Annotated in this window: 17 protein-coding genes and 2 pseudogenes; 17 read left to right on the forward strand and 2 right to left on the reverse strand. The window is 41.0% G+C overall.

Annotation, left to right across the window (positions count from 1 at the left end):
• Nucleotides 1–119 precede the first annotated feature (119 nt).
• Nucleotides 120–782 carry a thiamine phosphate synthase gene (locus CEV08_RS03520; RefSeq protein WP_100130393.1) on the reverse strand — a complete coding sequence of 221 codons (663 nt, stop codon included), beginning with the start codon at nt 780–782 and terminating at the stop codon, nt 120–122.
• A gap of 375 nt (nt 783–1,157) precedes the next feature.
• Here CEV08_RS03520 and CEV08_RS03530 point away from each other — a divergent pair, with 375 nt between their 5' ends.
• The 10 genes from CEV08_RS03530 (at nt 1,158) to tolB (ending at nt 12,731) form a co-directional block, all read left to right on the forward strand.
• Nucleotides 1,158–2,300, forward strand: a complete 1,143-nt coding sequence (locus CEV08_RS03530) for an OpgC family protein (RefSeq protein WP_100130395.1) — start codon at nt 1,158–1,160, stop codon at nt 2,298–2,300.
• A gap of 181 nt (nt 2,301–2,481) precedes the next feature.
• Nucleotides 2,482–3,000 carry a DUF1465 family protein gene (locus tag CEV08_RS03535; protein WP_100130396.1) on the forward strand — a complete coding sequence of 173 codons (519 nt, stop codon included), beginning with the start codon at nt 2,482–2,484 and terminating at the stop codon, nt 2,998–3,000.
• Nucleotides 3,001–4,745: 1,745 nt separating this feature from the next.
• Nucleotides 4,746–5,261: a crossover junction endodeoxyribonuclease RuvC gene (ruvC, locus tag CEV08_RS03540; RefSeq protein ID WP_100130428.1), complete on the forward strand. Its 516-nt coding sequence runs from the start codon at nt 4,746–4,748 to the stop codon at nt 5,259–5,261.
• Nucleotides 5,258–5,872 (forward strand): Holliday junction branch migration protein RuvA, encoded by a 615-nt coding sequence (gene ruvA / locus CEV08_RS03545; protein ID WP_100130397.1) that lies wholly within the window; start codon nt 5,258–5,260, stop codon nt 5,870–5,872. The genes ruvC and ruvA overlap by 4 nt, the downstream gene beginning before the upstream one ends.
• A 13-nt stretch (nt 5,873–5,885) precedes the next feature.
• Nucleotides 5,886–6,977: a Holliday junction branch migration DNA helicase RuvB gene (ruvB, locus tag CEV08_RS03550; RefSeq protein ID WP_100130398.1), complete on the forward strand. Its 1,092-nt coding sequence runs from the start codon at nt 5,886–5,888 to the stop codon at nt 6,975–6,977.
• Nucleotides 6,978–7,188: 211 nt separating this feature from the next.
• Nucleotides 7,189–7,629 carry a tol-pal system-associated acyl-CoA thioesterase gene (gene ybgC / locus CEV08_RS03555; protein WP_100130429.1) on the forward strand — a complete coding sequence of 147 codons (441 nt, stop codon included), beginning with the start codon at nt 7,189–7,191 and terminating at the stop codon, nt 7,627–7,629.
• Between the two features lie 1,171 nt (nt 7,630–8,800).
• Nucleotides 8,801–9,514 (forward strand): protein TolQ, encoded by a 714-nt coding sequence (gene tolQ / locus CEV08_RS03565; RefSeq protein WP_100130400.1) that lies wholly within the window; start codon nt 8,801–8,803, stop codon nt 9,512–9,514.
• Between the two features lie 14 nt (nt 9,515–9,528).
• On the forward strand, nt 9,529–9,981 hold the full coding sequence (gene tolR, locus CEV08_RS03570; RefSeq protein ID WP_100130401.1) for a protein TolR: 453 nt from the start codon (nt 9,529–9,531) through the stop codon (nt 9,979–9,981).
• A 114-nt stretch (nt 9,982–10,095) separates the two neighbouring features.
• Complete coding sequence (locus CEV08_RS03575) at nt 10,096–11,367, forward strand: cell envelope biogenesis protein TolA (RefSeq protein ID WP_100130402.1); 1,272 nt, start codon at nt 10,096–10,098, stop codon at nt 11,365–11,367.
• 38 nt (nt 11,368–11,405) lie between these two features.
• Nucleotides 11,406–12,731, forward strand: a complete 1,326-nt coding sequence (tolB, locus tag CEV08_RS03580; protein ID WP_100130403.1) for a Tol-Pal system beta propeller repeat protein TolB — start codon at nt 11,406–11,408, stop codon at nt 12,729–12,731.
• A 1,390-nt stretch (nt 12,732–14,121) separates the two neighbouring features.
• Here tolB and CEV08_RS03595 read toward each other — a convergent pair.
• Nucleotides 14,122–14,868 (reverse strand): YebC/PmpR family DNA-binding transcriptional regulator, encoded by a 747-nt coding sequence (locus tag CEV08_RS03595; RefSeq protein WP_100130406.1) that lies wholly within the window; start codon nt 14,866–14,868, stop codon nt 14,122–14,124.
• 369 nt (nt 14,869–15,237) lie between these two features.
• Here CEV08_RS03595 and CEV08_RS03600 point away from each other — a divergent pair, with 369 nt between their 5' ends.
• From CEV08_RS03600 to glmM, 7 genes and pseudogenes are all read left to right on the forward strand, one after another.
• Complete coding sequence (locus tag CEV08_RS03600) at nt 15,238–15,933, forward strand: DUF1013 domain-containing protein (protein ID WP_100130407.1); 696 nt, start codon at nt 15,238–15,240, stop codon at nt 15,931–15,933.
• 197 nt (nt 15,934–16,130) lie between these two features.
• Nucleotides 16,131–16,649, forward strand: coding sequence for a peptidoglycan-associated lipoprotein Pal (gene pal / locus CEV08_RS03605; RefSeq protein ID WP_100130408.1), 519 nt, complete (start codon nt 16,131–16,133; stop codon nt 16,647–16,649).
• Between the two features lie 75 nt (nt 16,650–16,724).
• Nucleotides 16,725–18,257: a tetratricopeptide repeat protein gene (locus CEV08_RS03610; RefSeq protein WP_100130409.1), complete on the forward strand. Its 1,533-nt coding sequence runs from the start codon at nt 16,725–16,727 to the stop codon at nt 18,255–18,257.
• Nucleotides 18,258–18,275: 18 nt separating this feature from the next.
• Nucleotides 18,276–18,773, forward strand: a pseudogene (tilS, locus tag CEV08_RS10245) (tRNA lysidine(34) synthetase TilS); the annotation flags it as partial.
• Between the two features lie 180 nt (nt 18,774–18,953).
• Nucleotides 18,954–19,943 (forward strand): annotated as a pseudogene (locus tag CEV08_RS10250) (ATP-binding protein); the annotation flags it as partial.
• Between the two features lie 114 nt (nt 19,944–20,057).
• Nucleotides 20,058–22,226, forward strand: coding sequence for an ATP-dependent zinc metalloprotease FtsH (gene ftsH, locus CEV08_RS03625; protein WP_100130410.1), 2,169 nt, complete (start codon nt 20,058–20,060; stop codon nt 22,224–22,226).
• Nucleotides 22,227–22,925: 699 nt separating this feature from the next.
• Nucleotides 22,926–24,284 (forward strand): phosphoglucosamine mutase, encoded by a 1,359-nt coding sequence (gene glmM, locus CEV08_RS03630; RefSeq protein WP_100130411.1) that lies wholly within the window; start codon nt 22,926–22,928, stop codon nt 24,282–24,284.
• Nucleotides 24,285–24,592 lie beyond the last annotated feature (308 nt).

Raw genomic sequence — 24,592 nt, forward strand, 5'->3', positions numbered from 1 at the left:
ATCTGATTGAATTATGAGTGAACGAAACGAATTTTTCTCATCTTTTATGTTCCATTATGTTTTTATATATAGGCAACGACGCAAGGGTTAACGCCTAATTTATGAATTCCTCTCCCACATTACAAGGGGGTGTTTTTACATTTTTCTTGCATTGTTTTAAGCAGGGATAAGGGGGCGTCTTGAGCAAAGATGACTTCTTCTACAGCGACAAATTCACATCCAGTTTTTAAGGCTTCATCAAACATTGTAAAATCACTTCCTGCTTGGATAATGGCAGGGGTTTCCATAATCTCTGCCCACCACGCTGCAAATTGGAGATTACGGGGGTGCGCATGGGGTTTTTTATCAGCTCCTAATTTGCCAAACAGAAGATAATCAACACCTGTTTCTGCTGCAAGCATGGCACTATGGCGATTGCGTAGATTGCCAAAGCCTAAGATTTTTTGTTCCTTTTGCTGATTTTTAAAGCTTTCAAGAGCGTTAAGATCATCTTCTATGTGCAAACCATCAGCCTTTATGCGTCCAGCAATGCGGCTGTCATCAGCGATGAGAAGAGAAGCCTCATTGTTTTGAATATCTTCTGCGTAAATTTGCGCTTGTTGTTGTAAAAAAGAGCCATCATCTTTTTGCTTTTCAGAATCATAAAGAATGACGCATGCAAAGGACTTTGTTTGCAAAATAGGACGCAAAAAGCCATGCGCGGTATTGCGTCGAACATCGAGTGTTAAAACCAATTGAGGAAAAAGAGGGGATTCAATCGGTTTATTTTTTTGTTGTGTCATGCCAAATCCCTGTTTCTTAGAAAAAATAACGCTTAAAAATTAAAGTTTTATTCCGTTCATGCTTGTTTGCGATGAGGGTAACCATTATTTTCCCATGATTTCAAGAGGAGATGTGTGGGAGTGCATTGATGAACGAGCAAGGTGTTTGAAATACCAAGCTGTTGTTGAGCATACGATACAGTCTTTTCGTTGTCATATACGCATAGGGGGTTTTATAGACGCATGGGTGTTTTTTCATCCTTTTGCCTTAAAAAAATAACACTTAAAAAGAAACTTGACTCTTAAAAATTAAAGTTTCATCCTTCTTTTTTTGTGATGAGCGTAACGACTTTTGTTATGTGACTTAGGGGCTTTGTGACGTGTGGGAGTCCATTTATGAAATACCAAGCCGTTTTTGATCATAATACGCAGCCTTTTCGTCGTGATACACGCATTGATGTTCTTCGTTCTTTAGCCTTATTGACGATTTTTATCAACCATATTCCTGGAACGCTCTATGAGCATATAACCCATAAAAATTTTGGGTTTTCTGATTCTGCAGAGGTTTTTGTTTTGCTTTCAGGGATTTCGCTGGGGTTAAGTTTTCATGGGCGGTTTCAGCATAAGCCTTTTGCTTTTATTCTCCGAAAATATTGGCAGAGAGCTTTTCAGCTCTATGGAGCCTATCTTTTGACTACTTTTGTTACGTTAAGCCTGTTTTTAGGGGCTTTTTTCTTATGGCGAACAGAAAAGCTGTTAACGATGAACAATGTGGGACTCTTTTTTACAGAGCCTGTTATCGCATTTTTAAGCACCTTAAGCTTGGGGCATCAGTTGGGCTATAATAATATTCTTCCGCTTTACATCGTGTTGATGTTTTTTGCACCTTTTATTCTGTATTTGAGTTGTAAAAAGACAAAGTGGCTGCTTTGGGGCTCGTTTATATTCTATCTTACTTGCGGATTTTATAAAATTGCTCCTCCTTCTTATCCCATAGAGGGAAAGTGGTTTTTAAATCCTTTGTCTTGGCAATTCTTATTTGTCATAGGTTTGACCAGCACTTTAGCGCTTAAACAAGGAAAAAAAATCGCTTTTCAGTCTTTTTGGCTGGTTTGTGCGGCAGCGTATCTCGTGTTGGCGCTGTTATGGGTTCGCTTAAACTGGTGGGGCATTTTGGGTTGGTTGGGCTGGTCTTCTCCGTTGATGAATTTTAATAAAACCTTTTTAAGTTTGCCACGTTTGCTCCATGTTCTTGCATTATCCTTTCTCATTCTGTCTTTGCCGCGCGTCAATAAATGGTTTTATGTTTCAGAGCAACATCCTTTAGCAATCTTAGGAAAATATCCTTTACCGGTCTTTGTAACTGGAACCATTTTTGCGATGTTTGGACAAATTGTAAAAACAGTGATGACAGGAACGTTTTTTTCCGATAGCCTCTTAATGATAACGGGTGTTGCTTTGCAATTTGTAGTGGCCTATTATTGTGAAAAACGGCGCTCTGTGCAGGGGGCGTTTTCAGGGAGACTGATCCGTTTATAAGAAAGGCGGCCCGTGATGTGGGTTCGGCGGTGTTAACCTTAGTGTAAAAAGTGCATTGCGCAAAAAATTTAAAAGAGGTAATCATTTCAAAAAAAGCATTCTATACAGTAACAAAAGAAACTTTTTAAGACTTTGTTCGTTGAGTGGTGTGGTTTTGTGCTGATACTTGGAGTATAAAAGCGTGAGCGTACATAAGCGTCCCTATGATGAACCTATTATCATGATTGAGCATAATGCTTTTGAAAATGCTTTTAATCGTCTTTATGAAGAGACAATGGCGTTGATTGAAAAAACAGCAGAATACATTGACTCAGAAGGCAAATTAGTGGCACGTTCTCTTTCGGCAGAAATTTCTGCAGTCTATGCGAAAGAGGCGATGTATTTAAGTACACGACTTATGCAAATTGCCTCTCAACTTCTTCTTCTTCGAGCAGAGCGCGAAGGGGAAATGTCATCTGAGCAAATAAAAAAAGAAATCGTCAAAGTCTCCCTTCAGACACCGACGTTGGAACTTGAAACCCCTTATTGGAACGACTTGCCAGAAATTTTCCGCCAATTTGTTGCTCATTCATTGCGTTTAGAGGCACGCATACARTATTTACGYGCAGGRTGGGAGACGCCTGCTTCTTGTGAGTTGAGTGATGAAAATCCAGTAGGCAAACAAATCGAATTGCTAAAAACAGCCTTTGGRSGCTCGTAGAGGATATTTTCTTGGCTTGTTTTGTGTGATGGTTCGAGTGGTATATTCGTTGTTGCGAATAAAACTGATCTGGATTGATTGTTTTTTGTTTTGTATTTTTTTGTTTAGCTTCTATTGGCGTGTGGGAAAATATCTTGAGTTTATGACAGAGAGGGGCATTGATTTCGAATTATAGCATAGGATAGGGGGGAGCTTGTGGGAATAGGTTTTAGTTTATTGTTGCTGGAATGCTTTCTTTTGATATCGTGTGATTTTGTTTTGGCTATGAGGATGACTAGGCTATGCCGAATATGAACCGAGCTCTTGGATATCAATTTATCCTATTCTATCTTAAAGGATTGTCGTTTAAAGTGGAGATGTAAGGCATATAACTGTGATGGATTAAGTATTTAAAATTACAGTGTGTATGTGTTGAAGATAGGGCTTATCCCTAGCGCTTATGACGTCAATCACATAGATTGTCAGAAGTAAGGGGTATCAGCAGTGAGAAGCCACCGAGAGGTGTTGTTTTTTTATGAAATAACAATGCGGGTAGGGATCTTCGCCCTTTAAGATGTGGTGAGAAGGGAAAGCTCTATAATTGATGCTTCATAAAATTACTGGAAAGCGTGTGTTGTTAATGAACGCCTATCATCAAGAATGAATACCCAAACAGAATATACTTGTGTTACAATCTGCGTAGCTTGTTTGAAAGAAATCTCTACGGTAGATTTCCCCCATGAAGTGTAAAATATCCTCTAAAGTGTATAAAATATATTGTGCATCCCCATCTTTATCGTCCATAAAAGAGTAAAACAGCTCCATCAATACTTTGTCAATCTCTCGTGTTGTTCCACGGCTTGACAGTTAAGAAGGTTCATCATAGGATAATTTGAGAGAAGTATGCTCTTTATTGGACAGTTTCGCTCTACGTGGCTTGTGCGGTTGTAATGTGCAAGTTGTAATGAGCAAGGGAGTGGTTTTTTTGATACAACCTAAAACAGATTTGGAATGAAGGAATCTTTCGATATTTGGATTCTCATTCGATATAGATAATGCGAGGTTATGATTATAAATCAATGTGTTGTCTTGTGGTAATGATGTGTTGTTTTGTTATTTGGTTTCTCTCACTTTTAGTGGAAAGCATTCTCTTCCCATAAAATAAACACTCAAATAAATTGTCATACTCATACAATGCCTTATAGGGGCAATGCCTTATAGGGGCAGTGTTCTATAGGGCTCTATGGAATATTCCAAGGGGTCCATGTTGTTCATGCAATGTCCTTTATTAAATGTTATTATGTTGTGATGGTTATGTTAAAAAAATACCTCTCAATGTTTGTTCGCAATCATAGCATGCGTTTATAAATGGGTGGGGTATGACGAAAAAGACCCCGTGAAATATATACCATCCATAAAAGGAGCGTCTTTACATTTATAAAGTACGGATCCTATAAAATATGGCTCCTATAAAGTATGGTTCCTCTCTTTGTTTTCTTATGATGGTTTAATCGTTATGATATTGGAGTGGATATCGAAGGGGGAGATATGAGATAGAAGGAAAACTTTTATGCTTTGCTTTCTTGTGAGGGGGAAAGTTTTTTGATTGTACTTTGTGTCTTACATAAAGCTGTTGTGTGTTGCGCGTTATCATCTATAAATTCATGATGCATGATCCTCTTTTTACTGGTTTTGTCCTTTGCTGATGCTTTCTTTACGGCTTAAGCCTTTATTCAAAAGAGGGAAAAGTGTATAAACTGAAAGCTATGGCAGAGACGATTCGTATTATAGGCATTGATCCCGGATTACGGTATACTGGATGGGGCGTTATCGATCTTGCGGGCAATCGTCTTCAGTTTGTCGCTGCAGGGACGGTTTCTTCTAATGTACGGTGTGATCTGGCTTCTAGATTATGTCAAATCCATAAAGGTCTTTCAAAGATTGTGCATCAGTTTATGCCCCATGAAGCTGCGGTGGAGCATGTTTTTGTCAATAAAGATGCTACAGCAACTTTAAAACTTGGGCAAGCGCGTGCGATTGCGCTGTTGGTTCCTGCGCAAGCAAATCTTCCTGTTTTTGAATATGCACCCAACAAAGTGAAAAAATCAGTTATTGGTGTTGGGCATGGCGCTAAAGAACAAATTCATATGATGGTAAAGGTGCTTCTCCCACGGGCTGAATTTGATAGCAATGATGCGGCAGATGCTCTTGCTCTTGCTCTTTGTCATAGCATGCATCGTAAGAGAATTGATCAATCTTATCAGGCAAGGATAGCGATATGATTGGCAAGTTAAAGGGTATTCTTGAACATGTCTTTGAGGATTATGTCGTTCTTGATGTTCATGGTGTGGGGTATGTTGTTTTTATCTCAAATCGCTTGCGTTCTTCTTTGCCCTCTGTGGGAGAGGCATTAAGTTTCTTTATTGAAACGCATGTTCGCGAAGAGGCAATCCGCCTTTTTGGTTTTGCGACTAGAGCTGAACAGGAGTGGTTTTGTATGCTCCAAAATGTTCCAGGCGTAGGGGCAAAGGTTGCTTTGGCAATCTTGGGGGCTTTATCACCCGATGAACTTGCACAAGCTATTGCTTTAAACGATGTGGCGATGATTAGTCGAGCGCCGGGCGTTGGTAAAAAAGTCAGTGAAAGAATTGTGGGTGAGTTGAAAAGTAAAACGCTCCCCTTTGAACAGGCGGTCAAGACTATTTCAGTTCCTCAGCGCGAGATAACTAATCGACCTGCGCATGATGCACTTTCCGCATTGATGAAGCTAGGGTTTGAACGGGAGCAAGCCGCCCGTGCTCTTGCTCTTGCGATGAATGCTCTTGAGGGGGAGGCTGTGTCTTCTGCCTTGCTGATCCGCCATAGTCTGAAATTGCTTTCTTCTCCTACTTAAATAAAAGGTAACAATGCATAAAGATGAAGATCAACGCCTTCTGGATTCCGCATCCCTTCCTAACGATCCTGATCGTTCCTTAAGACCACAAATTCTTGATGACTTTATTGGTCAAGAAGCGGCACGGGCTAATTTAAAAATATTTATTGAAGCCGCAAAAACGCGGCAAGAGGCGTTGGATCACGTTTTGTTTGTAGGCCCCCCAGGACTGGGAAAAACAACGCTTTCACAGATTATGGCAAAAGAATTAGGCGTTAATTTTCGCTCTACTTCAGGACCCGTCATTGCTAAAGCAGGAGATTTAGCCGCTCTTTTGACCAATCTTGAAGAACGCGATGTCTTGTTTATTGATGAAATTCATCGCTTAAATCCAGCGATTGAGGAAATTCTTTATCCAGCCATGGAAGATTATCAACTTGATTTGATCATTGGGGAGGGGCCGGCCGCACGCTCAGTTAAAATTGATCTGGCTAAATTTACTTTGGTGGCAGCAACCACACGGTTGGGACTTTTGACGACACCGCTGAGAGACCGTTTTGGTATTCCCATTCGTCTCAATTTTTATACGATAGAAGAATTGGAATATATTGTGCAGCGTAATGCACGGCTTTTTGCTGTCAAGATCAGTGATGATGGTGCGCATGAAATTGCACGCCGAGCACGGGGGACCCCGCGCATTGCGGGAAGGCTTTTACGGCGCGTTTGTGATTTTGCTTTGGTGAAACAAGCAAAACAAATTGATCAAAAAATTGCTGATGAAGCGCTTTCGCGCCTTGAGGTGGATCATCTTGGGCTTGATCCGCTCGACCGGCGTTATTTGCTCCTGATTGCAGAAACTTTTTTAGGAGGACCGGTGGGGATTGAAACCATTGCGGCTGCTTTATCAGAACCACGCGATGCTATTGAAGATATCGTGGAGCCGTATCTTCTCCAACAAGGTTTTATTCAAAGAACGGCTCGTGGACGCATTCTCACTGAAAAGGCTTGGAATCATTTAGGACTTCCTGCTCCTGCCTCAACGTCTATACAAAGGCGCGCTCAACTTTCTGATGCTCAAGACAGTGCAGCACTTCAGAAAACTTTATGGGATGAGGAAGATGATTGAGGCATTTTTTAAAAAAAATTGTGCAGATGGTTTATCGCAAACTCTTATAAGGACAAAAGACATTCTTCTTATACTGGGTTTTGACCGAAAAATTTGGGACGATGGAAGATTTTATACTTTGGCTTTTCACAACTTCAACACAAAAATGTGCTGAATCTTTTGAGTGATAAATAATTTTCTATCTTAAATAATTTTATGGGACATGAAAGCAATGACAGAAGTAAAACCTTTTAAGAGCGATCATAAAAATGCTTTTCATAATTTTCAGGTGCGCGTTTATGTGGCTGATACAGATTTTTCCGGTGTGGTTTATCATGCGCGTTATCTGGAATTTTTTGAACGGGGGCGGTCAGAGTTTTTACGGGATACCGGTTTTAATAATAAGATGTTAGCAGCAGGGTCTGAGGGGGAAAAACTTTTTTTTGTTGTGCGCCATATGGAAATTAGTTTTTTGCGACCAGCCAAAATTGATCATCTTTTAGTTGTTAAAACACGTGTTGATCATATCCAAGGAGCACGCTTTTTTATGGAGCAAGCTATTGTGCATGAGGCGACTACGTTGGTTACAGCGAAAGTTGAAATTGCTCTGATTAATGAGGAGGCAAAACCACGACGTTTACCCAAAGAGCTTTTTGCAAAAATGCTTGCTTAAAACTGTTGTGCATTGAATCTATAATATATTAATTTATAAAAAAATAGAGCGTTCTTCAATTTGGATGCGAACTTTGGGTGTCGTTAAATTTTCTTATTTCAAATCTTTTCTATGTCGAAATAATGATTTTGAAACAATTAAAGTCATTCGCTTATACATTTATAAGAGAGTAGTATATAAGTCATTGAAAAATATGTAATAATTTATGTATCCTCTTTAATGCTATCGTGGTTAAAGATCGCACGTGAGCCAATAGAATGAAGGGGTGGTTTTTATAAAGTCAAAGAGGATGAAAAGGCTTTTTGCATGCCATGGAAGCTTTGAGGCTATACAATGGTGTGATAGCAGACGATGCCCATTGAAAGGGGCTATAGCACAAGCTAATTCATAGAATAACGAGATTGCATGAGATTTACACGCGATTATAGAAGACTTATGTGGGAACATGAGCGAGGGACGTGGGGTGCGGGACATTGGACGAGGGGCATGGGGTGCGGCATTCTATGGTGGTTTATTTTTGGTTTTTTTGTGTGTCTGAGGGGCAATGCTGTTAAACTTAAGGAAAAATGAGAGAAATAATAACCTGAGAACAATGCATAATCTTTCATGATGGACTTCTATTGATTGATCATGATCATTCATGGCATTGTCACTTTTAAAGAAGGCTTGTGAGACTTTCTTTTTTCAAGCTTTTTTATGAATTCACCAAAATTATTTTCCTGCCTGTCACATTTTTTACCTGCTACATTTTTAACCTGTTACTGGTGGGGTTGGTGAGTGGAGACAAAACTGTGGGGAAGAAATAAAATTGCCTTTTATAAAGCTGGAGAGTTATCGCAAACATTTTGGGCTGGGAATGCGCATGAGGGTCTAGCGTTTTTTCATAAATGTAAAGATGGGATGTATAATAGATTTTATATCATGCTTTATGTTATTTATGGAGGGGAGGTTTTATGGTTATTTTTTATAAATATGCCGTTGTGAAATGGGGATGAGGTGTATTGAGAGGTGCTTCTTATGATCACTTTTTAAAGAAATTAAAAAAACAGGTCTTGTTTTAGCCCATGAATTTATGTGACACTGAAGTTTTTTATTTAGATTTAGAAACTATAAAATAATCTGTTTTATAAAGTTTTAATCAAGGCACCTTTCATTTAGAGGGACAAAAATTATGCCGCATGTAGAACTAACGAATCCGGAAACAATGAGCATGTTGCATTTATTTATGCAAGCGGGTTTCGTCGTTAAAGCTGTTATGGTTTTATTGCTGCTCGCTTCCGTCTGGAGTTGGACCATTATTTTTGATAAAATTTTTACATATCGAAGAATACGGCGTGAAATAAAGCAATTTGAACGTATATTTTGGTCAGGAAAAGCATTAGAAGATCTTTATGCATCATGTAAAAGTCAACGCACCAATAGCATATCGGCCGTTTTTATGGCGGCAATGGGTGAATGGAAAAAATCTCTTGAAAAAGGGACCCATACATCGACAAGTTTGCAGAGTAGAATTGATAAGGCTATGGATTTGGCATTGGGACGTGAAAGTGAAAAAATAGAATCAAAATTAAGTTTTCTTGCAACACTTGGATCCGCGGGACCCTTTATCGGTCTTTTTGGAACCGTAATTGGTATTATGGAATCTTTTCTTTCTATTTCAGCTTCTCAAAATACTTCTCTTGCCATTGTTGCGCCAGGAATTGCAGAAGCGCTTTTGGCAACGGCTATTGGTTTGTTTGCGGCAATTCCAGCCGTTATTGCCTATAATAAGTTGACCTATGAAAGTGTGCGCATCATTGCACAAATAGAAAATTTTTCTGATGAATTTTCAACAATTGTCTCGCGGCGTATTGATGAAACACGCTCAGCACCTTCGTCTTTATAAAAAGGAGCTTGTCTATGGGCGTTTCTGTTGCTTCTTCTTCTCAAAAAAAAACACGTAGGTGGCATCATTCACGAAGCCAGCTGATGAGTGAGATCAATGTTACCCCTTTTGTGGATGTGATGCTGGTGTTGCTCATTATTTTTATGGTCTCTGCGCCTCTTTTGGTGAACGGTGTTCCTTTGGATTTGCCGCGCAGTCAAGCGGGGCTAGTCCGCGCGCAAAAAACACCCCTTACGGTTTCACTTGATGCGCAGGGGCGCTTTGCCATTAATCAAGATTATTATGAAACCTCACAAGCGCTGATTGCACAGCTTAAAACGCTTCTGGAAGCCGATGCGACACAAAAAAATCAACGGGTTTTTGTGCGGGTTGCTAAAACTGTTGAATATCAACAAGTCTTAAAGTTACTCGCAGATATTCAAAAAGCCGGGTTTTCTCAAGTGGCTTTAGCAAGTTTAGCGCAATAAATAATAAAATTTGTAAATAATAAAATGTACTTAACTAATTGCTTTTAAATTTTTTCAAAAGAGAACCGTGTGATTAAAAGTGAAAAAAACAAGGTATAAATTAAGGCATAAAAAATGAACAGAGACTCTTATCATAGCATGAAACGAGGCTTGGCTTTATCCCTTGTGGCCCATGTTATTTTTCTTAGTTGGGGTGCTGTTCAATTTACACAGTCTGTCTCTTTGCCTCAACCATTGGAAGCAATTCCCATCACTCTTGCGCCTTTGATGGAAGAGTTCTCCTCTCAACAAGGAGCCGTGAAGGCTCCTATCCGTGCAATCCCTGCTGTTAAACCAACCACTAACCCCCAAGAGAAAGAAGAGGCACGCCATATTGGAGAGGGACAATTCGATAGTCTTGCACCCTTTCAACCAAAGGAGAAGCCGCGCTCCACTGAGACAACACCGCCGCCGCCAAGCAATTCGCCAGAAATATCCAAACTTACAGAACCAGTAGAGGAAAAAACAGAAGAGATTTCAAAAACACCAGAGGAGGCGCCAAAGCTTGCGCCTGAGACGCCTCTAGCACCAGAGGAGGCGCCAAAGCTTGCACCTGAGACGCCTCTAGCACCAGAAGAGGCGCCAAAGCTTGCACCTGAGATGCCTTTGGAAGCGGCAGAGGAGGCGCCGAAGGTTGCGCCTGAGATGCCTTTGGAAGCATCAGAGGGGGCGTCTAAGCTTGCGCACAAAAATGAAGAGATGAGATCACTGAAAGAATTGACTTCAACGGTACAAAAGGCACCAGCAGAGCAGGTTGTTCAGCAAGCGCTCAAAATTGCACTTCCAGAAAAACCTCTTCTTCCGCAGTTTAAACCAAAATTTGACGAAGAATTTCCAATAAAAAAAGAGGAGGTATTGAATCAAAAGACACTAAAACTTAACAAGAAAAATAAAGAAAAACAGACCATTGAAGATATTTTGGCCATGGAGGAAAATAATTTGCTCAATCGTGCACGGTCACAAGGTGGCGGGGCAAAAAGTTCTCATACACCAGAAGCTTTGGGGGCAAGAAAAAATATTAATGATACCACAAAAATGGCACAAACTTTGGTCAACATTGCAGGGGGATGTATTCAACAGAAGCTTAAACTTGTGGCGCTTGGTGGCGATTTAAAAAACCGTCCCATTGTGCGCTTGCGATTTTACTTAGACCGTGAAGGGAGGGTTGTGGGCGATCCTATTATTGATCCCGTAAGTGGTCTTGAGAGTCAACAAGCGATTATGATAAGGCAGGTGTATGCGGCTGTCTTTTCATGCCAACCTTATGCAGATCTTCCCCGTGATCAATATGACCTGTGGGGGCAGGGTTTTGACTTTAATGTTGATCCCCTCCAAGAAATAAGGTGATAGATGAGAAAAAATCGTTTAACGAAAGGATATATTCCATGATGACTATAAGGCGATATAACGTTTTTGCTTGGTTTATTGTCACTTGTGGTTGGTGGCTTTCAAGTCTTTCATCTGTTTATGCGCAGTTAAAAGGGACGATTTCAAGCGCTGATTTTAATCCCATTCCTATTGCCATTACAGATTTTATTTCCGATGATTCGATAGGGGTGAAAATATCTGCTGTGGTGACAAACGATCTTGAACGGTCGGGGCTTTTTTTACCGCTTGATAAGGAAAACTTTTTTGAAAAAATTTTAAATCCGAATAAACAACCGAATTTTGCTTCGTGGCAAAAAATAAAAGCGCAAGGTTTGGTGACGGGGCAAGTCATAAGAGAAACTGACGGGCGTTTGAGGGTCGATTTTCGTTTATGGGATGTTTTTGGACAGAGACAATTGAAAGGACGGCGTTTTTATACCGCGACAGAACATTGGCGGCGTGTGGCCCATATAATCGCAGATGAGATCTACAGTGAGATGACAGGGGAAAGTGGTTATTTTGATACAAGAATTGTTTTTATCGATGAAACAGGTCCCCAGAATGCACGCATTAAACGTTTAGCAATGATGGATCAAGATGGCGCAAATTTGGTTTATATGTCTGATGGAAGTGAATTGGTGCTTACACCGCGTTTTTCACCCAAAAAACAAGAAATAACTTATATGGCTTATGAGGATAATCAAGTGCCTCATGTTTATCTCCAACAACTTGAAATGGGACAAAGAGAGTTGATCGGAACGTTTCATAACATGACAATTGCGCCACGTTTTTCTTCTGATGGACAAAAGGTCATCATGAGTTTGTTGCAAAATGATGGCAGTGCAAATCTTTACACCATGGATTTACAGACCCGTACGATGAAGAGGCTTACAACAAGCTCTGCTATTGATACATCTGCTTCCTATTCACCGGATGGGACACAAATCGTCTTTTCTTCAGATCGTAGCGGAAAGCCACAAATCTATAAAATGAATGAGGATGGGAGTGATATTCAGCGGATTTCTTTAAATGAGGGGAGTTATTCGACTCCTATTTGGTCACCACGGGGAGACTATATCGCTTTTACAAAACAATTAGACGGACAATTTTCTATCGGGGTTATGCGTCCTGATGGACAAGGAGAACGAATTTTAACCACAGGGTTTCATAATGAAGGACCAACTTGGGCCCCCAATGGACGTGTGCTGATGTTCTTTCGCAAAAATCCCGGTATGGGGCCAAAAATCTATACCATTGACATTACGGGACGCAATGAGCGCCAACTCCCCACGCTCAATGATGCTTCTGATCCAGCATGGTCACCTTTGCTCAATATGCAATAAAAAATGCTTAAAAATAGAACGTAGAAAGAATGCTGTTTATACAGTCTCAAGTCTATGCAATCTCAATGGTTTTTAATTACTTAAAAGAAGAGATAATAAAAGAAGGGACTTGTGATAGGGGGTATGGGTGGTTATATCGATTTCATCCACACCCACTGTCGTTTGTCGATGGTGAAATTTGCTTGGGGATAATGCTTTTAAAAAAATATTCCTTGAAAATAGAGCTGTTTTGAGGGTTTCAGGTTGCCTTTATTCTTCAAACTATTGCTATAGATGTTTTTGACTTTCTTTTTGATCTGGTTTGCGCAGAGTTTAGACCACCCAAAATAAATATGCTACAGTATGAGGTGAAATAATCGAATAGATCCTTTATAAGACAATTCATCTTAAAGGTAAGGACAGCTTCGTTGAGGATCATTCCAAGAGAGATCCTTTGTCGTTGAGAAAAAAGCACGCGAATATAATCTCATGGCGAAATGGTTTTTGCTATGCCTCTTCTTGTCAAGCAGGTTTTCTCTGCTGCTTTCTTGGTGTGTTTTTCTTAAACTAAAGGAAACTTTATGGGCAAGTCCTCTCTTAAGACTATGGATCACATCTTTAAAAAAATCTTGAATGTTTCCAAAAGTTTTTTATGCTTTATAAAAGTGCAAGCCGGCATCATACAAGCCCCCAATGTTGCAACAGCCCTATGGCTTTTGAGACAAGTTCATAAGGGGTATTTTTCTCCTTTAAATTTTACGTCACACGGGCTTTTTCTATTTAATAATGTGCAAAAGCGCATAATTTTGATTGATGCACTATACACACAGATTTGCCCCGCAGATTTGACCCATAGATTCGAAATGAGTGAATTTGACGCTATTTGGGGGAGCTCATTTAAATTAAATAACGCTAAACTCTCTTTATATAAATCCTCAACTCTCCTTATATCAATCAATGGGATACGTGTTTAGAGGGGGGTGCTTTCAGTTTCGAGTGAATTTTCATGTGTGATGAGAGGAATGCACCTAAAAAATCCCAATTGTTTACAGATCAGATTAGGGCAAAATCTTCATTACTTGAGGAGGGTGGCGGAAAGGTTAATCTTAAAGAACAAAGAGAGAGGGGCTATAGGGGTTATTCTTAGAATATAGAAGAAAAGTGTGAAACGATAGAGTTTTGTAGGCTTTTATCATCAAAATTATTTGAGCGTTCAAGGGTATCTGCTTTATGATTTTTTTCTTCAAGCAGCTTTTTTATGCAATTTATTGCAATTGATTGTGGTTTTCTTGGTCGTTATAAATGATTGACCCCGCTCTTGAAGCGGGGTTTTTATAGTGCGGGTAAAGAGAAGAGGTGACAGATGCTTTTTCAGTCCCCCATAGGTGAAGAGAGGGCGAAAAGGTAGGAATTATACGGACAATTTTGCCAAAATCTCATCGCTAACATCAAAATTAGCATAAACATTTTGCACATCATCATCTTCTTCTAATGTTGAAATCAGTCGTAAAACGGATAAAGCTTTTTCTTCATCGATTGGAGCAAGGGTGGTGGCTTTCCAAATCGTTTTAATTGATTCTGCTTCACCAAGTTTTGCTTCGAGTGTTTTTGAAACTTCACCAATATCTTCAAATGCGCAGGTAATATGATGTCCGGTTTCTTCGGATTGTACATCTTCGGCACCCGCTTCAATTGCGGCATCCATGATGCTGTCTGCTGTTCCTGCTTCTGGTTTATAAATTATTTCTCCAATCCGATTAAACATGAAACTTACAGAGCCTGTTTCCCCTAGTGCTCCTCCTGATTTGGTGAAGGCCGCGCGCACGTTTGAAGCGGTGCGGTTGCGGTTGTCTGTTAACGCTTCAACAATGACGGCAACACCGCCTGGTCCATAGCCTTCATAGCGGACTTCATCATAATTTTCGACATCGGTTCCTGAAGCTTTTTTAATTGCGCGTTCAATATTATCTTTCGGCATTGACTGTGCTTTGGCATTTTGAACCGCCAGCCTTAAACGTGGATTCATGGCGGGATCAGGAGCACCTTGTTTTGCTGCGACGGTAATTTCGCGTGCAAGCTTGGAAAATATTTTCGAGCGCATTGCATCTTGACGCCCTTTACGATGCATAATATTTTTAAATTGTGAATGGCCTGCCATAGTTTTCCTTCCTATTTGAGGGCTGTCCTTCCGGTTGGGTGCTTTGTTAGAATTTAAGGCGATAAAGCACGCATTTCACCAGAACAAATGTGCCACAGTATGGGATAAAATAACCGAATAAATCCTTTATAAGAAAATTCATCTTAAAGGTAAAGACATCTTCGTTGAAGAGCATTCCAAGAGAGATCTCTTGTCGTTGAGCAAAAATCACGCTATAACAGAATAATCTCATGGCAAAATGGTTTATTCCATATCTCGCTTTATTTATAAGGGTGGGTGGAAAAACAGGCATATGATAAAAAGTTTCAGTGCTCTTGAGTGGGCGGTAACCTGCCTCATAGAAGAGGCAAAAAAGAGGATTTATAAAAAATGGCAACGCAACTTTTGATGCCCAAAGCGACAGCTGTTTGGTTGGTTGATAATACAGCTCTTTCTTTTGATCAGATTGCAGAATTTTGTAAATTGCATGTCTTGGAGGTGAAAGCTATTGCCGATGGGGAGGCGGCTTATGGTATTAAAGGTTTAGACCCGATAAGCTCTGGACAATTGACACGCAGTGAAATTGCACGGGTGGAGGCAGACCAAAATGCACGCTTGAAAATTTCTCAATCGAGGGTACACATTCCGGAAAAAAAACGTAAAGGCGCACGCTATATCCCTCTTTCTCGACGTCAAGATCGTCCCAATGGTATCTTATGGTTGGTCATTAACCATCCCGAGTTGAAAGATGCACAAATTGCACGGTTAATTGGGACAACAAAAGCAACAATTGAACAGATCCGCATGAGAACGCATTGGAATAGCGCGAATTTGTCTCCTCTTGATCCTGTAGGACTTGGCTTGTGTTCGCAAATCGATTTAGATTTTGAAGTCCAGCGTGCGGCAAAAGGCCGCCCTGTTGCCACAGAAGAAGACAGGTCATTGCTTCCTGCCTCTGTGACGGAAAACGCTGCTTTTGATGAAAATGAGGGTGAAGAAAATCTACACAAGACTTTCGATGCTGATAAAGTTTTTGCAAAATTGAACGCGATGCAAAAAAATCCTCAAGATCAAGAGGATATATAAACAGCGTGACGTATAAGCGCAATATTTCTCAATTTTTCTTGAAGTGTTAGAGGAATAGCGGGAGGAAAAATTGGCAGAGACTGAAAAATGATAATGAAAAAACAGAAAGATTTCGTCTTCATTAGGAATTAAAGGTTATTTTTAAAAATATTTTTAAGAATTGACCCTTCTTTACGAAATTCAAGGAGAAACAAACCATGCACTCTACCAAAAATACTCTCTACCATTCCTTAGCTGTTCTCTTTTTTTTCTCACTGTTCTTGGGTGGGTGTGATAAAAAAAATATCGGTGCATTTAATGGGATGAATGGCACTTATATGAATAATGCTGGTTTGAATCAGGGTCAAGGTTCAGGACGAGAGTTTACGGTTAATGTGGGGGATCGCGTTTTTTTTAGTCTCGATTCTTCTTCATTGGATGCGGATGCTGAACGTATTTTAACGCGTCAAGCAGAATGGTTGCTTCATTATCCTTATTATTCTATTATGATCGAAGGTCACGCTGATGAGCGGGGAACACGTGAATATAACTTGGCACTTGGACAGCGCCGTGCTGTTTCTGTGCGAAATTATTTGGTGTCTCTTGGTGTGTCTGCGCAACGGATTCAAACAATTTCTTACGGAAAAGAAAGGCCTGTAGCAGTATGTGATGACATTTCCTGTTGGAATCAAAATCGACGTGCTGTGACAACATTGCGTGACATGAATAGTCGTTAAATGTGACATGAACAGTCGTTAAAAAAGCAAATTGTTTGTTTAAATTATTCAATCAGCTCTTAAGGGGAGAAAAGAATGCGTCGTAAAATGAATTGGAAAACACTCTTTTATATGGCGGTTTTCATCGCTTGTTCTACTTCATTTGCTGAAAGTATGGCACGAAAGACTTCTGAATATCCAGCACATGATACGGATAAAGTTGATGCTGCTGATAAAGCTGCGTCCGATGTTGTGGAAAAAGCACCTGATGCTGCCGATAAGGCGGCTTCCGATGTGGTGGAGAAAGCCACAGATGCTGCCGATAAAGCGGCTTCCGATGTGGTGGAGAAAGCCACAGATGCTGCTGATAAGGCTGCGTCCGATGTGGTGGAGAAAGCCACAGATGCTGCTGATAAGGCGGCGTCCGGTGCGGAGAAGAGTGCCACTGATGCTGCCGATAAGGCGGCTTCTGATGCAGTGGAAAAAGCACCTGATGCTGCTGATAAGGCTGCGTCCGATGCAGTTGTGGTGGAGAAAGCCACAGATGCTGCTGATAAGGCTGCGCCCGATGTGGTGGAGAAAGCCACAGATGCTGCTGATAAGGCGGCGTCCGGTGCGGAGAAGAGTGCCACTGATGCTGCCGATAAGGCGGCTTCTGATGCAGTGGAAAAAGCACCTGATGCTGCGGATAAAGCTGCGTCTGATGTTATGGAAAAAGCCACAGATGCTGCTGATAAGGCTGCGTCCGATGTGGTGGAGAAAGCCACAGATGCTGCTGATAAAGCTGCGTCTGATGCGGTGGAGAAAGTCACTGAGGCTGTTGATAAGGCTGCGTCTGATGCGGTGGAGAAAGCCACTGATGTTGCTGATAAAGCTGCGTCCGAGAAGATAGAGAAAGCTTCGGATACTGCGGAGCATAAAGGGATTATTTTGGAAAATCAGCAAGTCTTATTTAAAGATTATGATTTAGATAAGCTTTTACATAAGATCCGGATGGTGCTTGAACATAACAATTTGAAAAATGTTCAAAAGCAATTTCACCGGCTTTTTGATAAAAAAGATTCTTCTGTTTATTCTTGTTCCTTTGAAAATGCCGCTTTGGATGAAAAGTCTCAGAGTGTAAAAGAAGAAATGGTGCAGGAGCTTAACGCAGGTGATCAGACGAAAATTGCTGATGTGAAAGATCATGATACGGAGCAAACGGGGGATCATTTAAAAAAAGCGCATGAGGTAAGTGCCCGTAGTGAAGCACATCAGAGTAATCCCCTTTCTTCTGCTAAAGCTTTGTATAAGGAAGGTTATGATTTTATTCGTTCTGCCAACTATGTTGATGCTGAAAAAAGCTTTTGTGCTTTTCAAAATCGTTACAAAAAAGATCCTTTGAATGATGATGCTTTGTTTTGGTTGGCTGAATCTTTGTTGGGACAAAAACGCTATCATGAAGCAGCACAGGTTTATCTCACTGCATGGTATGCCGATAAAAAGAAGCTCTATACCTCTGAGATTTTGCTAAAATTAGCAAGAAGTATGATTGCTCTTGAGAAAAATGAAAAGGATTGCGCTCTTTTTGCAAAGAACTCAAAACATCATCAAATGTTAGAGTCTGTTTTTTGTAAACCCACAAAATAAGCAGCGAGGTCGTTTTTGGTGTATGTTAGACTGGCAAAAAATCTCTTTAAAACATCGGATTTTGTTCGCTGTCGAAAAGTGATTCTTGCCGTATCAGGGGGGAGTGATTCTTTGGCTTTGATGTTTTTGGTCAAAGAGTATTTCGAAACGCTCTCAATTCCTCCGGAAATGATTGTTGTTACTGTTGATCATCAATTGCGTAAAGAATCCGCGCGTGAAGCAGAAACTGTTGCGGAAATTTGTCGTACCCATCATATTAAACATATTACTGTGCGGTGGGAAGGCAAAAAACCAAAGACGCATCTTGCTTCCAGTGCTCGTGTTGCACGCTATGATCTCTTGGTTAAAGAAGCCAAAAAACAAGGCGCATCCCTTATTATGACGGGTCATACCCTCAATGATCAGATTGAGACCTATCATATGCGGTATCAACGTCTCCAAAAGAGTAGAAGTGCGTTGCACGATGACGTTGATGCTGTACATGAGGGTGTTCCTGCGGGCGGTTTTGCTGGTGCGTTGCACGGTGACGTTTCTGCTATGCGTGAGGGTGTTCCTGCGGGCGATTTTGCTGGTGCGTTGCACGGTGACGTTGATGCTGTGCGTGAGGGTGTTCCTGCGGGCGGTTTTGCTGGTGCGTTGCACGGTGACGTTTCTGCTATGCGTGAGGGTGTTCCTGCGGGCGGTTTTGCTGAACCGTTGCATGGTGAAGCTGGTGCTATGCGTGATGAATCTTATGCCAAAGAAACGAGAAAAAATATTGCTGAAAAAAACGATGGAGTCCTCTATGAGCGTGGTTTATCCTGTATTCCGCGTGAAGCTTTATTGCATAGAAAAGTACGTTTGATTCGGCCACTCCTTGGTGTAAAACGCCAAACATTACGGAATTATTTACGCTTACAAGGAAAAACATGGATTGATGATCCAACCAATGAAGATCGCAATTTTGAACGTGTGCGTGTGCGCCAATCTCTTTCTGCGAAAAAGCTTGTCGATATTGCTAAAAAAATAAATAAAGCCGCATGGCAGCGTCGTCAACAAGCACAAAATATTGCCGATTTGATCTTAGCTCTGGATATTACAGTTCAATATGGGCGTTGTTTTATTGTGAAACCTTCTCCATTTTTACAGAAACATTCTTGTTTTCCTTTTGTTGTAGGGCTCTTTGCAGTGTTGATGGGAGGGGGATTTTATTTGCTTTCCAATCAAAAATTAAGCACGCTTGTTCAAAAACTCTGTCTTAATTCTCCAGAAAAGAAGCGTTTTACTTGTGCTGGCTGTGTTATTGAATATAACAAAGGGGGAATTGCTTTGTGGCGTGAAGGGCGAAATATGAAAGAGGTTCTTGTGAAACCAGATGAAACGCTTATATGGGATGGGCGCTATCACATTACAAATCATGGATCTGAGGCTATAAAGGTTGGAGCAGCAAATTTAGAACAGCTGAAATCTTTATTGCAAAACAGCGATTTTGATCTTGAAAAGCCTCATTTTCCCTCTTTACAATCGCTGCTGATGATTTCAAATGATAAAGGGTATGATATTCCAGAGTTGATTTTTCAAGCGATTATTCATAAAAATGTTATTATCAAGCGGATTATGGCGCCTTTTGATTGGCTTTCCTCACGCGAAGATGCTGCGCTGGTAAATGTTGTGGAACCTTTTTTTAATTTTGAGGTAAAAAGATAAAGAAAAGTAACTCTAAAAGAGAATAAACCTTCTCTCCTCTCTTGGCAAGGGGCTGACAAGGTTATATGTTAAGGGGAACTGTTTGAAATCTATATTTGATTAAGTGGGCTGAATATGAATTCCAATTATCGCTCTCTCCTCATTTGGGGAGTTATTGCCTTGATTTTGATTGTGTCGTTTTCTTTCTTTAATGGAGATAGTCAACGTTCTGGTGGTGGAGAAGTCTCCTATTCTGAATTTTTGAAAAAAGTTGAGAATAGTGAAGTGAAATCGGTGACCATTCAAGGTCAAAAATTAACAGGACAAACTGTCGAACATCGAACTATTTCAACTTTTGCGCCACGTGATCCAGGTTTGATACAAAAATTGGAAAGCAAAAACGTGAATGTTAAAGCTATTCCGGAAAGTTCTGGAAATAGTATCTTCCTCAATCTTCTTTTTTCTCTGTTGCCTGTTATTATTATTGTTGGGGCGTGGGTTTTTTTTATGCGACAAATGCAAAATGGATCACGCGGCGCAATGGGATTTGGAAAATCAAAAGCAAGATTGCTTAATGAAGCTCAAGGACGTATTACCTTTAAAGATGTTGCTGGTGTTGAAGAAGCAAAACAAGATCTCCAAGAAATCGTTGAATTTTTACGCGAACCACAAAAATTTCAACGCTTAGGGGGGCGTATTCCACGCGGTGTTTTGCTTGTTGGTCCTCCAGGAACCGGTAAAACTTTGTTAGCGCGTTCTGTCGCCGGTGAAGCCAATGTGCCATTCTTCACTATTTCAGGGTCTGATTTTGTTGAAATGTTTGTTGGGGTTGGGGCAAGCCGTGTGCGTGATATGTTTGAACAGGCTAAAAAAAACGCCCCTTGTATTATCTTTATAGATGAAATCGATGCGGTTGGACGCCATCGCGGGGCTGGACTTGGTGGTGGAAATGATGAACGCGAGCAGACCTTAAATCAGTTGCTTGTCGAAATGGATGGGTTTGAGCCCAATGAAAGTATTATTCTGATTGCTGCAACAAACCGCCCAGATGTGCTTGATCCTGCTTTATTGAGACCAGGGCGTTTTGACCGACAAGTTGTTGTGCCAAACCCTGATGTTTCGGGGCGTGAGCAAATCTTGAAAGTGCATGTGCGCAATGTGCCTTTAGCCCCGAATGTTGATTTGAAAGTTTTGGCAAGGGGAACACCAGGATTTTCCGGTGCAGACTTGATGAATCTCGTCAATGAAGCTGCTCTTATGGCCGCGAGCCGTAATAAAAGAGTCGTGACAATGCAAGAATTCGAAGATGCAAAAGATAAGGTGATGATGGGCGCTGAACGTCGTTCAACCGCTATGACACAAGAGGAAAAAGAACTCACTGCTTATCACGAAGCTGGACACGCTATCGTAGCTCTTAATGTGCCAGTTGCTGATCCCGTCCACAAAGCTACAATCGTTCCAAGGGGAAGGGCCTTGGGAATGGTGATGCAATTGCCTGAAGGTGATCGCTATTCTATGAGTTATCGGTGGATGATTTCGCGTTTGGCTATCATGATGGGGGGGCGTGTGGCTGAAGAATTGAAGTTTGGTAAGGAAAATATCACATCGGGAGCTTCTTCTGATATTGAGCAGGCAACTAAATTGGCCCGTGCCATGATCACACGGTGGGGGTTTTCTGATCTGCTTGGAAATGTTGCTTATGGCGATAACCAAGATGAAGTCTTTTTAGGCCATTCTGTTGCGCGAACACAAAATGTTTCTGAAGAAACAGCACGCATGATTGATATGGAAGTGCGTAAGCTTATTGATGATGCTTATAAAAGTGCGACCAATATTTTGAAAACAAAAAGAAAAGAATGGTTTGCTTTAGCACAAGGTTTGTTGGAATATGAAACTTTAACGGGCGCTGAAATTAACGAGGTCATTGCAGGAAAGCCTCCTTCACGCACACAGAAGGATGAGGGTGATGCGCCGCGGACTTCTTCTGTTCCAAAAACTGGAACAGTGAAGGTCGAGGACTCTGTGGTCGATGAAAAAGATGCTAAAACAGCGCTTAAAACAGCGCCCCATAAAGAAGAGACCGTTAAAGATGTGGCAGGCAAAGCAGAGGGCGCTGTTGGGAAGAAAACAGTAAAGTCCAGCAATTCTCAATACAAGGATACTGAGTCTAAAAAAGCGCAATCGGATAAGGATGAGAAAAAGACACCAGGTGCAAAAGGTTCCACAAAATCAGACAATCCTTCTCAAAGTAAAAGGAGTGCTGAAAAAAAGTCCAAACCTGCGGGATCTGATAAAGGAAAATAAGAGCCTTAACGCTTAAATGACTCTGTTTTAGGAAAACTTCTAAATTTTTTGAGAAGGGCGCGAGTTTTGCTCGCGCCTTTGATGTAAACTTTGCCAAAATATAGAAGCAAAAAATTAAGTAAGGCTGTTGTATTATAGTGTTTTTAGCAGGGAATAAGGTGGTTTATTGCTTTGTGGATTTTGGTCTAGGCTTGAGAGGTTTGATGATGGGCTACCTTGCAAGTTTGGAAAGGGTGTGAGGTTAGGTGATGGGTTGCCTTGCGGTTTTGGTTTAGGCTTGAGAAGTTTGTTCGCGTTTTTGATGTAAAGTGTGCCAAACTATTGAAGCAAAAAATTAATTAAAGCTGTTGTATCATAGCGGCTTTAGCAGGGAATAAGGTGGTTTATTGCTTTGTGGATTTTGGTCTAGGTTTGAGAGATTTGATGATGGGGGGCTTTGTGGGTTTTTGTCGAGGGTGTGTAAAGCCGTTTTAGAAGATAATGTTGCTTTGTGGGTGAGGTGTACAAACACCATTGGTTGAAAGTGGTTTAGATGTGTAGATGGTGAATAGGGTTTTGATTGTCTAAAAAGATGAGGGGCGAGTCCAATGGTTTCATTTATAGGGTGAGAGGATCTATGGTGAAGGGGGCTATTGTACCAAGGGGATACTGCTAGAGTTTTAAAGAAAAGCCCAAGGAAAGAAAATAAAGGAAAGAGTCATGGTGCAAAAATATTTTGGTACAGATGGAATTCGGGGGAAAGCCAATTCATTTCCCATGACACCCGATTTTGCTATGAAAGTGGGGATGGCTGTAGGGGTTTTATTCCGTTCACAACATCAATCGCGTCGTGTGGTGATTGGCAAGGATACTCGATTATCTGGCTATATGTTGGAAAATGCTTTGGTTTCAGGATTGACGGCTGCGGGGATGGAAGTTTTTTTATTGGGGCCAGTCCCAACACCTGCTGTTGCTATGCTTTGTCGCTCTTTGCGCGCGGATCTTGGGGTGATGATTTCTGCTTCTCATAATCCTTTCTATGATAATGGAATTAAACTTTTTGGTCCTGATGGTTTTAAACTTTCAGATGAGATGGAAGCAAGAATTGAACAATTGATCGATACAGATCTTTCAAAATCTTTAGCAAGTTCTGCTGAAATTGGTTCTGCAAAACGGGTTGAGGGGGATATTTATCGTTATATTGAATATGCTAAACGAACGTTGCCCCGTGACGTTCGCTTGGATGCTGTGCGTATTGTTGTGGATTGTGCCAATGGGGCTGCTTATAAAGCCGCTCCCCGTGCTTTATGGGAATTGGGGGCTGAGGTTTTTGCTATTCATGATGAACCCAATGGGACCAATATTAATCAAAAATGTGGTTCAACCGATTTAAGCTCTTTAAAACGCAAAGTACATGAAGTGCGTGCTGATGTAGGGATTGCTCTTGATGGAGATGGTGATCGTGTTCTCATTGTTGATGAAAAAGCACAAACGGTTGATGGGGATCAGTTAATTGCTGTGATTGCTGAAAATTGGCATAAAATGGGACGATTACGGTGCAATGGGGTTGTCACAACGATTATGTCTAATCTGGGACTGGAGCGGTTTTTGAACGGCAAAGGGCTGGAACTGATCAGGACAAAAGTTGGAGATCGTTATGTTGTCGATGCCATGCGTCAAAAGGGATATAATGTTGGAGGTGAGGCTTCTGGGCATATCGTGCTTAGTGATTTTGGAACAACCGGTGATGGGTTGGTGGCGGCTTTGCAGATTTTAGCTTGTATGAAGGAAAGTCAAAGCACTATGAGCCAATTGTGTAAACGGTTTGAACCTGTCCCGCAAATTTTAAAAAATGTAACAATTAAAAATAAAAATGTTCTGAAAAAAAATCCCGTCAAAACGGCTATTGATCAAGCAGAAAAGCGATTGGGAAAAGAAGCACGGCTGGTGATCCGTGCTTCTGGAACTGAGCCGGTTATCCGCCTTATGGCTGAAGGTGATGCACGAGAAGTGTTGGACACGGTTGTGACAGAGTTAATGGATGTTATTACTCATCATGATACGCTTGTAAGTGCTTGAGCTTTAAGGAATCTTGAATGCTGTACGGATAAGCGATCAGGTCATCTGTTGAAAAACAAAAGGGAGTTTTTGAAATGATTTGTTGGAGGAATGTTCATTGAAGAAAAGCGGTTGGCCTTTGGGGAATGTTTTCTATGATAATGAGGGGGGCTTAAGAGAAGGTCTGTATGTGCTAGAAGGTCTTTCTTGAGTGAGAGGTTGCAATTCTTGAGTTATAGCGGAGGAAGAGCAGGTAAGCAGCCAGTTAGAGCGGTAATCGAGCCGCTAAAGAAGCGGTTGGTGAAAGAGTTTTTGCCTTCCTGTGATGG

Origin of the sequence: Bartonella tribocorum, from assembly GCF_002778015.1 — a bacterium.
Lineage (GTDB): Bacteria > Pseudomonadota > Alphaproteobacteria > Rhizobiales > Rhizobiaceae > Bartonella > Bartonella tribocorum_B.

Bases quoted from the DNA above. Each gene is read 5' to 3' on its own strand.
- CEV08_RS03520 (WP_100130393.1), bottom strand. From the start codon at position 782: ATGACACAACAAAAAAATAAACCGATTGAATCCCCTCTTTTTCCTCAA.
- CEV08_RS03530 (WP_100130395.1), top strand. From the start codon at position 1,158: ATGAAATACCAAGCCGTTTTTGATCATAATACGCAGCCTTTTCGTCGT.
- ruvC (WP_100130428.1), top strand. From the start codon at position 4,746: ATGGCAGAGACGATTCGTATTATAGGCATTGATCCCGGATTACGGTAT.
- ruvA (WP_100130397.1), top strand. From the start codon at position 5,258: ATGATTGGCAAGTTAAAGGGTATTCTTGAACATGTCTTTGAGGATTAT.
- ruvB (WP_100130398.1), top strand. From the start codon at position 5,886: ATGCATAAAGATGAAGATCAACGCCTTCTGGATTCCGCATCCCTTCCT.
- ybgC (WP_100130429.1), top strand. From the start codon at position 7,189: ATGACAGAAGTAAAACCTTTTAAGAGCGATCATAAAAATGCTTTTCAT.
- tolQ (WP_100130400.1), top strand. From the start codon at position 8,801: ATGCCGCATGTAGAACTAACGAATCCGGAAACAATGAGCATGTTGCAT.
- tolR (WP_100130401.1), top strand. From the start codon at position 9,529: ATGGGCGTTTCTGTTGCTTCTTCTTCTCAAAAAAAAACACGTAGGTGG.
- CEV08_RS03575 (WP_100130402.1), top strand. From the start codon at position 10,096: ATGAACAGAGACTCTTATCATAGCATGAAACGAGGCTTGGCTTTATCC.
- tolB (WP_100130403.1), top strand. From the start codon at position 11,406: ATGATGACTATAAGGCGATATAACGTTTTTGCTTGGTTTATTGTCACT.
- CEV08_RS03595 (WP_100130406.1), bottom strand. From the start codon at position 14,868: ATGGCAGGCCATTCACAATTTAAAAATATTATGCATCGTAAAGGGCGT.
- CEV08_RS03600 (WP_100130407.1), top strand. From the start codon at position 15,238: ATGGCAACGCAACTTTTGATGCCCAAAGCGACAGCTGTTTGGTTGGTT.
- pal (WP_100130408.1), top strand. From the start codon at position 16,131: ATGCACTCTACCAAAAATACTCTCTACCATTCCTTAGCTGTTCTCTTT.
- CEV08_RS03610 (WP_100130409.1), top strand. From the start codon at position 16,725: ATGCGTCGTAAAATGAATTGGAAAACACTCTTTTATATGGCGGTTTTC.
- ftsH (WP_100130410.1), top strand. From the start codon at position 20,058: ATGAATTCCAATTATCGCTCTCTCCTCATTTGGGGAGTTATTGCCTTG.
- glmM (WP_100130411.1), top strand. From the start codon at position 22,926: ATGGTGCAAAAATATTTTGGTACAGATGGAATTCGGGGGAAAGCCAAT.